8 protein-coding genes are annotated in these 10,194 nt (G+C 72.3%); 4 read left to right on the top strand and 4 right to left on the bottom strand.

The window, feature by feature from the left end:
• Positions 1-19 precede the first annotated feature (19 nt).
• Positions 20-1,858, bottom strand: coding sequence for a DUF4082 domain-containing protein (locus WML84_RS09320; protein ID WP_347345869.1), 1,839 nt, complete (start codon positions 1,856-1,858; stop codon positions 20-22).
• Between the two features lie 228 nt (positions 1,859-2,086).
• The gene (locus tag WML84_RS09315; RefSeq protein ID WP_347345868.1) at positions 2,087-2,938 is read right to left on the bottom strand and encodes a dienelactone hydrolase family protein; all 852 of its coding nucleotides are present in this window, start codon (positions 2,936-2,938) and stop codon (positions 2,087-2,089) included.
• Positions 2,939-3,135: 197 nt separating this feature from the next.
• Between WML84_RS09315 and WML84_RS09310 the strand changes: the two genes are divergently transcribed.
• On the top strand, positions 3,136-3,570 hold the full coding sequence (locus WML84_RS09310; protein ID WP_347345867.1) for a hypothetical protein: 435 nt from the start codon (positions 3,136-3,138) through the stop codon (positions 3,568-3,570).
• A 43-nt stretch (positions 3,571-3,613) separates the two neighbouring features.
• Here the strand turns inward: WML84_RS09310 and WML84_RS09305 are convergent, their stop codons facing one another.
• On the bottom strand, positions 3,614-4,777 hold the full coding sequence (locus WML84_RS09305; protein WP_347345866.1) for a polysaccharide deacetylase family protein: 1,164 nt from the start codon (positions 4,775-4,777) through the stop codon (positions 3,614-3,616).
• Positions 4,778-4,895: 118 nt separating this feature from the next.
• Positions 4,896-6,287, bottom strand: a complete 1,392-nt coding sequence (locus WML84_RS09300) for an FAD-dependent oxidoreductase (protein WP_347345865.1) — start codon at positions 6,285-6,287, stop codon at positions 4,896-4,898.
• A 217-nt stretch (positions 6,288-6,504) separates the two neighbouring features.
• Between WML84_RS09300 and WML84_RS09295 the strand changes: the two genes are divergently transcribed.
• The 3 genes from WML84_RS09295 to WML84_RS09285 form a co-directional block, all read left to right on the top strand.
• Positions 6,505-7,962, top strand: a complete 1,458-nt coding sequence (locus tag WML84_RS09295) for a glycoside hydrolase family 32 protein (RefSeq protein ID WP_347345864.1) — start codon at positions 6,505-6,507, stop codon at positions 7,960-7,962.
• A gap of 156 nt (positions 7,963-8,118) precedes the next feature.
• Positions 8,119-9,006: a carbohydrate kinase gene (locus WML84_RS09290; protein ID WP_347345863.1), complete on the top strand. Its 888-nt coding sequence runs from the start codon at positions 8,119-8,121 to the stop codon at positions 9,004-9,006.
• A gap of 354 nt (positions 9,007-9,360) precedes the next feature.
• The coding region (locus tag WML84_RS09285; RefSeq protein ID WP_347345862.1) for an FGGY family carbohydrate kinase at positions 9,361-10,194 on the top strand (834 nt) is incomplete at its 3' end.

The following is a 10,194-nucleotide window of genomic DNA, read 5'->3' as shown; positions in this document are numbered from 1 at the left end:
CGGGGAACGGTCGTGCGACTCATCGGATGGTGGAGTTGGTGAACACCGGGTCGCCGTCGCCGCGGTAGAAGATCCCCGGATAGGTCTGGAAGCTCTGCGGCGTCGACTGCCCGCTCGGGGCATACGTGTTCCCGCTGATCACGGAGTTCTCGACGTAGAGATGTCCCGTCCGCGAGTTGCTCACGTAGAAGATGGCGCTGCCGCCGGCCTTAGCCGTGTTCGACTGGATCCGGGAGCCCGAGATGCGCAGGTCGTACGTGCCGCCGTCGGTGTAGATCGCGCCACCGCTGCCGCCCCCCGGCGTACCCGGCTGCGCCGGGTTCGAGCAGCAGCCGACCGCGTTGTTGTGCGTCATGAGGCTGTTGACGATCGTGATGGGCGTGCGCAGGCCGCTCACGGCGGGGCCGTTCGAGCAGTTGTTGCCCTTCCCCTCCGCTCCGCCGAAGGTGCTCTGCACGATCGTCACGGGGTTCTGGTCGTAGGCCGCATGCGAAGGATCGAGCCTGTCCGGGGTCGGCGAGCTCTGAGCGAGCACGCGGATCGCGGCGCCTCCGAGGTCGGGGCCGTTCGCCTTGCAGGTGTTGTTCGTGAACACGGAGTTCACGACCTTCAGCTGCCCGCCGAGCGCGAAGATCGCGCCGCCGCCGTTGGCGCCGTCCACGCCGCTGTCTCCGGGCGAGACGTAGCGCTCGTTCGTGGCGTCGCCGTTGGACATCGTGATGTTCTGGACGGTGACGCGGGGCCACTTCGGGGCGTAGAGGCAGTTGCCGGACACCTTTCCGAGGGAGGCGTCGCACGTGTCGATGTACAGGATGCGCCGAGCGTCGCCACCGGAGAGCGTGACGAGCCCGCCGCCGTCGATCACGAGCACCTGCGTGCTGTTGCTCACCTTCAGAGTCTGGGTCAGCGTGATCGTGACGGGGTCGGGCCCGCAGTTGAAGGTCACCACGCCGCCCGCGGCGACCGCCGCGACGACGGCGTCAGACGTGCAGCTGGCGGCTGTGCCCGTGCCGACGACGCGGTCGGGACGGCTGACGTCCTCCAGGCCCATGCCGGCCGGCACCGGGACCGTGCCCTCGAGGTTGCCCGGCCGGAAGCTGCTGGGCGGGGTCGGGGGCGTCGACGGCGTCGGCGTCGCCGTGGGGGTGGGGGTCGCCGTGGCCGTGGGGGTCGGCGTGGGCTTGGGCGTCGCGGTCGGCGTGGCCGTCGGCTTCGGGGTGGCCGTCGGGGTCGCCGTCGGCTTCGGGGTGGCGGTCGCCGTCGGAGAGGGCGCCACCGTGGACGGCGCGAACAGCACGTCGACGTAGTAGTTGGAGGCCTTGTAGCTCGACGTCGGGTAGCCGGACGTGCCGTAGCGGTAGACGCCGCCGTTGGCGGGAACGGTCAGATCGCCGCGGGTCAGGGCCTTGGTGAACGCGTTGCTCGCGGCCGCGTACCTGCCGCGGGGCGCGTAGTAGGAGGCGACGTAGCGCGTGCCCTTCGTGACCGCGACGGCGCTGCTGAAGCGCACCTCCTGCCAGCCCGAAGCCGTCTCGCCGCTGAAGGTGGCGGTTGCCAGGCGTGTGCCGGACGCGTTCCACAGGCTCCCCGTGTGCGTTCCCGAGTTGCCGCTGCCCTTGTAGAAGCGGATGCCGGTGATCGCGCCGTCCTTGTTCGGGACGACCGCGACTCCCAGCTCGACCGCGGCGCTGTCGTCGTGGGCAGCGACCGCCGGCTTCTCGGAGCCGAAGATGGTCGCTTCGGAGGCCGCGGCAGCCGGGACGGCGGCGGCCGCACCGGAGACCGTGAGCAACGCGGCGATCAGGACGCCGATCAGTCGCCTCGTCGGGCGACGGCGGGCAGGGGTGTTTCGAGTCATGTTCTGTGTCCGATCTCGGAGGCGCACGCATGCGCGCGAGCATGGCGGATCATCGGCCCGCTCGAGGGGCGACGATGTTCGGGGAATCGCCAGCGGTGTACCAAGTCATGGTTGCACGCCTGACCGGGCGAAACCCGTGGTGTGAGAGAAGTCTCATGCCCTGGCCAGATGGGAGATCCGGGCCCGGACGCCTCGCGGACGGCGGTGCGCCCGGGCCCGGAGCGGTCGCTACCCGCGTTCGGTCCGAGTGACGTCGGCGTCGAGACGGGTGCGGAGGAAGGCGATGACGCGGTCGCGGACGGATGCCAGCTCCGACTCGGCCGACGCACGATCCGCCGGGTCTCGCGGCAGCTCTCGAGGGCCCGGCGTCAGCACGGAGTGGGCGAGCCGCGGGTAGCGGACGTCCGAGCCGTCCGAGGGCAGCGGGATGACCTCGAAGGCGCCGCCGAGCGCCGCGTGCAGTGCGGCGAAGCGTCCGGCCGACGACAGTCCGTCGTCGACGAAGCGCAGCCCCAGCGCGCAGAAGCCCTCTCGTGCGGCCAGCGCGCCGAGCTCCTCCCTGCTGAGGCCGGGGTCGTTCCTGGCGGCCTCCCGCCTGATCGTGGGAAAGGGCAGCGCCGGCTGGCTCGCGACCGCCGCGCTGATGGGCGAGCCCGGCACGGCAGCCGCCGCGAGCGCGAATCCGCCCGTGAAGCACATGCCGACGATGCCGACGGAGTCTCCCGGCGTCTGGGCGTTCAAGAGCCTGGCGAGGTCTCCCAGCGGTGAGGCGACTCCGCGTCTCCTGTCCCGCGAGAAGATCGCGAACTCTCTCGTGACGCAGCCGCGCACGAACCGCGCGGTGCCGCCGACGCTGTGCAGCGGGGGCTCGAAAAGCTCCGGGATCCACACCGTGAACCCGGCGTCCACGAACGCGTCGCCGAGCCACGCGACGCGGGCCGTCACGCCGAACAGCTCGTGCATGAGGATGACGCCCGGTCCCGCGCCGTCCGATGGATCACGCTCGTACCTCGGATAGGGGAAGCCGTCGGCGCCTCGAGGCACCTGACGCCAGTGCGCGACGGCGGGCGAGTCGACCATGGCCCCTCCCCGGCTCGGCGACGGCGGTTCAGCCTCATGCTAGACCTCGGCATGCTCGCCCGACAGGTGGCGATCGGCACGACGGATCGCGGTCCGCCGCGCGGGCCTCGGTCGTCCACGGGCGGGAATCGGACGGGTTGTCCACATCGTCCGACTCCTCCTGTCGTCCGCGTCGCCTCGGGGTGCAGACTCGGGGCATGGTCTTCTGGCAGCCGCAGCTCCGTCCCGACGTCCTGGCCGACGACGCGAGCATCCAGCAGTACGCGCAGGGGCGGATCGGGCGGGCGGTGCGGCGCGAGCCGGCGCTGCGGTTCATCGCGCTCGACGAGAGCTCGAACGCGTCGCCCTGGCTCATCGTGCTGAGCGGACAGCCGCGGGCGTTCGACGCGCCGATGGCCGCCGATGTCGCCGAGTGGGTCGCGGGGCGGGCGGGCATCGTGCCGATGTCGCAGCTGGTCGGCGTGTGGCAGCGGCGGGGCACCGCCGAGTACGCGGAGCACGAGCTGCCGTGGGTGCGCCTGCTGGACGACGCCCTGCGCGAGGTCGGGTATCCCGCTCGCGCGTGGCTCCTCAGCCACTCCCGCGGGGTGCGCTGGATCGCGTGGGACGACCTGCTCCCTCCGCGTCGCTGAGGCGTGGCCCCGGCGACGTGGCGGCGGCACTGCCCCGAGAGCGTCAGCCGATCAGGCCGGCCAGGTCGTCGACGGTCATGCCGTAGTTGATGCGGATGCAGGGGAGCGCGAGCTTGTCGCTGCCGATCGAGACGTAGCCCTGCTCGATCGTGCGGGCCATCTCGTAGCCGGCGGCGGCGACGCCCTCCTTCGCCGTGTCGTTGTAGTGGCCGAACGGGTAGGCGACGACCTCCTTCGCGCCGCCGAGGACCTCCGCCGAGGTCTCCAGGTCCTGCACGATCTGCTCGAGCGACCAGTTCACGATGCGCCCCTGCCCGTTGTCGCCGGCGGCGTGCATGTCGTGCGTGTGCGAGCGCTTGAGCACGTACGGCGTGAGCTCGGGTCCGGGGCCGTTGATCGTGATGACGAACGACGTCACCAGCACCTGGTGCTTCTCGAGGATGGGCACGGCCAGCTCCAGCCACGACGGGTCGGCGTCGTCGTCGGTGACGATGACCGAGTGCCGCGGCAGGAACAGGTCGCCGTCGATGTAGGCGTTCAGCTCGTCCCACGTCGGCAGGTAGAAGCCCTGGTCGGCGATGTAGGCCATGTGGGCCTCCCAGTCGCCCACGTAGACGTAGTTGCCGCGCAGCCAGTTGTCCTCGCCCTCCGGCTTGGTCGTGAACTGGTGGTACATCAGGATCGGGACCTTGGCGTCCTCCGCCGCGTTCGCCTCGGGCGTCGTCCACCCCGCGTAGACGGTGCGGAGCCGGTCGGTGCAGGCGACCTCCTTCGACCCGTTGACGCGACCGGGGATGGCGAGCGCCGCGGCATCCTCCGGCGTCGCGTACCAGCCGGCGAACACCGAGCCCTCGCGCAGCGGGATCGGCAGCGCGTCGTAGAGGCGACCCTGCGTGCGCAGCACGGGCTCGTCGGCGATGCCCTCGCCCTCGAACGAGACCGCGCACGCGTTCGGGTCGTCCGTGGTGGCGAGGAGGCGATGGGCCGCGTCCTCGGGCTCTGCCGGCGGGCTGGACGCCTCGGTCTTCGGCGTCTCGGTCGGTGCCGGCTGCGCCGCCCCGCCCAGCCAGCGGGGGAGGAGGATCACGGCGGCGACGATGAGCGCGACCAGCGCGATCGCGCTGACGAGCACCGTGCGCCGGAGGCGGACCCGGCGCTGCGCGCTCATGCCGCCGGTATGCGTCCCGCCCTGCTGCGCCTCGGACATCTCGACCCTCCCGGACGGCCGGTATCGGCGTCCCACCGGGAACTATCTTGACAGGATGCCGCGCCAGGCCCGCACGGCGCGTACGGGTTTCACCGGATCCGGGCCCGGCGGCATCCGGTCAGGAGTCGAAGCCCATGCCGACGGCGTCGAGGGCCTTCAGGAGCAGGTTGCGCCTGCCGCGGTCGTGGTCGGCGCGATCCATCGCCCAGCGAGTGGCGAGGACGCCGGCGGATGCCGCGGGCTCGGGCGGGAACGGGATGGGCCGCTCGCGCACCATCTGCAGCTCGGTGCGCTCGGTGGGGTCGCCCGCGAGCAGGTCGAGCATGACGTCGGCGGCGAAGCGGGACGCGCCCACCCCGAGCCCCGTGAATCCCAGGGCGTAGGCGATCGAGCCCTTGCGGGCGGTGCCGTAGAAGGCGCAGAAGCGCGAGCACGTGTCGATCGCACCCGCCCACCGGTGGGTGAACTGCGTGCCCTCCAGCTGCGGGAAGGTCGTGAAGAAGTGGCTGGCGAGCCGCCGGAACGACTCCGGGCGGTTCTCGTAGGCGGCCCGGATGCGCCCGCCGTAGTGGTACACGGCGTCGTAGCCGCCGAACAGGATGCGTCCGTCCGCGGTGCGGCGGTAGTAGTGGAACTGGTTGGCCATGTCGGCGACGCCCTGCCGCTCGGTCCAGCCGACGTCGTCCCACTGCTCTGCGGTGAGCGGCTCGGTCATCAGCACGTAGTCATATACCGGCACGGTCATGAGCCGGTTGCGGCGCAGCAGCGACGGGAACACGTTGGTCGCGAGGGCCACCTGTCGCGCGCGCACCGAGCCCTTCGCCGTGCGGACGACCGGTCCCTCCTCGATCGCGCGCACGAGGGAGTGCTCGTAGAACTCGACGCCGAGGTCTGCGGCCGCGCGGGCCAGTTCGACGGCGAGCTTCGCGGGGTGCACGAGCGCGCAGTCGTCCTTCTCCCACAGGCCGCCGAGATAGGTGGGGGAGTTCACGAGCGCGCGCGTCGCGTCGGCGTCGAGGGCGTCCTCCTGGGTGGCGAGCCAGTCCAGCTGGTACGGCTCCACGGCGACCGCGAGCTGGCCGGTGCGCTCGAACTCGGCATCCATCCCGTACCGTTCGACGGTCCGCTGGATGCCGTCGAGGTTCTCCAGCCCCAGCTGCTCGAGCTGGTCGAGCTCCTCCGGCCAGCGGTTCGCGCCGTTCTCCTCGCCGTGCGTGAGGCTCGCCTCGCAGAAGCCGCCGTTGCGTCCGGACGCCGCCCAGCCGATCGTGCGCGCCTCGAGGACCACGACGCGCCGGTCGGGGTCGCGCTCCTTTGCGCGCAGGGCCGTCCAGAGGCCCGTGTAGCCGCCGCCGACGATCACGAGATCGGCGGAGATCTCGCCGGCGAGCGTCGGATGGTCGGGGCGGGCGAGGCCGTCGAGCCAGAACACGGACTGGCGCGTGGCGGACAGGCTGTGCCGGACGACCGAGGCGGGAGCGGGCCGGCGTTCGAAGACCGTGGTTCCCACGGCTATCACGTCCTATCGGGCTGTCGGTGGCCGAGTCGACGGTGACGCTCGACCGGATCTCACTATGACAGAAACGTGCCGCGCGGCACAGGGGCACGGCATCCGTCGGCGACGCGGAAAATCATCGACTCACACGTGTGAGGGATCGCGTGCGACGTGTCATGATCGGTAGCAGGCATGAGCCGCACACCCCTTTGCCGGAGGAGCAGAACTGATCGTGGATGCCGTAACCACCCTCGCGCTACCGCACTTGCACTTCGCCCCGGCGCAGAACTGGCTGAACGACCCGAACGGGCTCGTGCACGTCGACGGGGTCTATCACCTGTTCTTCCAGTACAACCCGTACGGCTCCGACCACGGCCACATGAGCTGGGGGCACGCGACGAGCGAGGATCTCGTGCACTGGACCGAGCACGAGGTCGCGATCATGTGCCGGGACGACGAGGAGATCTACTCCGGGTCGGCCGTGATCGACGTCGACAACACGAGCGGGTTCGGCGCGCCCGGCGAGGTGCCGATCGTCGCCGTGTACACGAGCGCGTCGCGCCCGTCGCGCGCGCAGCGGCAGTCGCTCGCGTACAGCACCGACTGGGGCCGCACGTGGACGACGTACGCGGAGAATCCCGTGCTCGACCGCGACTCGCTCGAGTTCCGCGACCCGAAGGTGTTCCGCTGGACCGGCGGCGACGAGGACTACTGGGTGATGGTGGCGGTCGAGGCCGCCGACCGGCAGGTCGTGATCTACCGCTCCGACGACCTGAAGTCGTGGCACTACCTCTCGACGTTCGGCCCCGCCGGAGCGGTGGGCGGCGTGTGGGAGTGCCCCGACCTGTTCCCGCTCGCGGTCGACGGCGACCCGGACGACGTGCACTGGGTGCTGCTGGTGAGCCTGTACCCCGGCGGCAAGGCGGGCGGCTCGGGCACGCAGTACTTCATCGGGCGGTTCGACGGTGTGAGTTTCCACTCCGACGTGGCGCCGGCGCCCGAGAGCGACCCGCACGCGACGCAGTGGCTCGACTACGGCCGCGACTGCTACGCGGGCGTCACCTTCTACGGGCTGCCCGCGGACGAGCGCATCCTGATCGCCTGGATGAGCAACTGGGACTACGCGCGGGTCACGCCCGCGACGCCCAGCCGCGGCGCGATGACCGTGGCGCGCCGCCTGAGCCTCACGCGTCGCGCGGACGGCGGCCTCCACGTCCGGCAGGAGCCCGTGCTGCCCGCCGGTCCGGTCGTCGCGAGCCACGCGGACGTCGAGCTGGCCTCGGCGTGGCACCTGCCGGTGCCGGTGCCGGACGTCGCGCTCATCGAGCTGTCGGCGCGCTTCGAATGGGCCGAGGGGTTCGCCGCGCGCATCCGCCACGGCGAGGCGCAGCAGGGCGGCGTCGTCATCCGCGTCGAGCGCGGGGTGCTGATGGTCGACCGGACGCAGGCGTCGGGGCAGTGGCATCCGTCGCTCGCGAGCGTCGAGGTGGCGCCGCTCGCCGGCGACCACCGCGTGGACCTGCGCATCGTGCTCGACCGCACGTCGATCGAGGTCTTCGCCGACGACGGCACGACGGTCGTGACCGACCTCGTCTACACCGACGCGGGTGCGGACGCCGTGACGATCGAGCCCCTGCGCGGGCCCGCGGTCGTCGAGTCGCTGCGCATCGTCGACCTGACCGAGGCGTAGCGCGGGTCGGCCCGCGCGCCGCCGGCCGGCGCGCGGCGTCGGGCTCGCGCCGAGTCGGGCGTGTCGCCGCCGGACCCGGGCATAGTGGAATATCGCCGAACGGAAGGTGGAGTCGATGAGGACGAACGGGCACGCGGGAGCAGACGAGGTGGCGTCGTGAGGGCCGGGGTGATCGGCGAGGCGCTCGTCGACGTGCTGCCCGACGGGCGGGCGCTCCCGGGCGGATCGCCGCTGAACGTCGCCGTGGGGCTCGCCCGGCTCGGCCACACGGTCGAGTTCGCGACCGACCTCGGCATCGACGAGTACGGCACGCTGGTGGCCGCGCACGTCGAGGCGTCGGGCGCGGGTCTGGTCGAGGGCTCGGTGCAGCCGGGCGCGACGTCGGTGGCCCGTGCGACGCTCGACGACGAGGGCCGCGCGTCCTACGAGTTCGAGCTGCGCTGGCAGCCGCCCGCACCGCCGACCGAGGGTCTCGACCTCCTGCACACCGGGTCGATCGGCGCCATCCTCGACTCGGGCGCCGAGGTCGTGGCCACGGCGCTGCGCGAGGCCGCCGCCGCCGGGACGCTCGTCTCGTTCGACCCGAACGCCCGGCCCGGCATCATGGGCGAGCGCGAGGCGGTGGTGCGGCGCGTGGAGGAGCTCACGGCATCCGCCCACATCGTCAAGCTCAGCGACGAGGACGCCGAGTGGCTCTACCCGGGGGTCGAGCCCGCCGACGTGCTCGACCGGCTGGTCGGCCTGGGCGCGGCGCTCGCCGTGGTCACGCGCGGACCGGACGGATGCCTCGCCCACACCCGGACGACCACGCTCGCGCTGCCCGCGACGCCGGTCGTGGTCGCCGACACGATCGGGGCGGGGGATGCCTTCATGTCGGGCCTGCTGCACGGCGTCGCGGTGACCGGGTCGTCGGCGCCGCTGCGCGCCGGCGAGCCTTTCGACCTCGAGACGGTGCTGCGGACGGCCCTCGCGAGCGCGCGGATCACCGTGTCGCGACCGGGTGCCAACCCGCCGTGGCCGGAGGAGCTCGCCGCCGAGCTGTAGCCGTCGCGGCGGGCGGTCTACGCCCGGTCGACAGGGCCTGTGTGCGCATGACTCAGGCAATCCGCCTGTTCGTGGGGCCTCGGACGGCGCCGCGGCCCGTTCTGCCTGAGTTATGAACCGATGCGGGCGGATCCGGAGCGGCGCGCGGGCCTGTGGTCGGCCGGTAGGTGGCAGTTCGTGCCGCTTCCACTGCCCGGTGTGTGGTGCCGAGGCGGGCTGAAGGTGGCACCTCATGTCGCCTCCCCGGACTCGGAACCGACGCGAACTGCCACGTTGGGCGCGTGGGACAGCGCGGCGAGGGTGCGTGCCACGGGCGCTCGCCGCGGGGCAGGATGGACCCGTGAGGAACAGCGCGTGAGCCTGGTGATGGGCGTCGACTCGTCGACGCAGTCGTGCAAGGTCGTGATCGTCGACGCCGACGCGCTCGTCGGCGGCATGCCTGCCGTGGACGCCATCGTCCGGACCGGCCGCGCGTCTCACCCCGCGGGCACGTCCGTCGACCCCGAGGCGTGGTGGACGGCGCTCCGGGCAGCGATCGCGGATGCCGGCGGCATGGCCGACGTGAGCGCCTGGGCCATCGCCGGGCAGCAGCACGGCATGGTCGTCCTCGATGCCGACGGCCGCGTCGTCCGCGACGCCCTGCTGTGGAACGACACGCGCTCCGCCGGTGCGGCCGCCGACCTCGTGGCCGAGTTCGGCGCCGCCGAGCTCGCACGGCGGACCGGGCTGGTGCCCGTGGCATCGTTCACCGCGACCAAGCTCCGCTGGCTGCGCGACCACGAGCCCGAGCACGCGGCGCGCACGGCCGCGGTGGCCCTCCCGCACGACTGGCTCACGTGGCGGCTGCGCGGCTTCGGCCCGGAGCGGCCGGCTCTCGACGAGCTCGTGACGGACAGGTCGGATGCCTCGGGCACGGGCTACTGGGGACCGGACGGGTACGACCGCGAGCTGGTCGTGGCATCCCTCGGGCACGACGCGATCCTGCCGCGCGTGCTCGAGCCGGGCGACGCCGTCGCCGATGCCGAGGGGCGGCGGGTCGCACCGGGCGCCGGCGACAACGCCGGCGCCGCGCTCGGGCTCGGCGCGGTGCCGGGCGACGTGGTGGTCTCGATCGGCACGAGCGGCACGGTGTTCGCCGTGACCGACGTGCACACGCTCGACCCGAGCGGCACGGTCGCGGGCTTCGCG

It is taken from the genome of Microbacterium sp. (genome assembly GCF_039812165.1).
Taxonomy (GTDB): Bacteria; Actinomycetota; Actinomycetes; order Actinomycetales; family Microbacteriaceae; genus Microbacterium.
The sequence above is the reverse complement of the archived record's forward strand: the minus strand, read 5'-3'. Positions and strand labels throughout refer to the sequence as shown.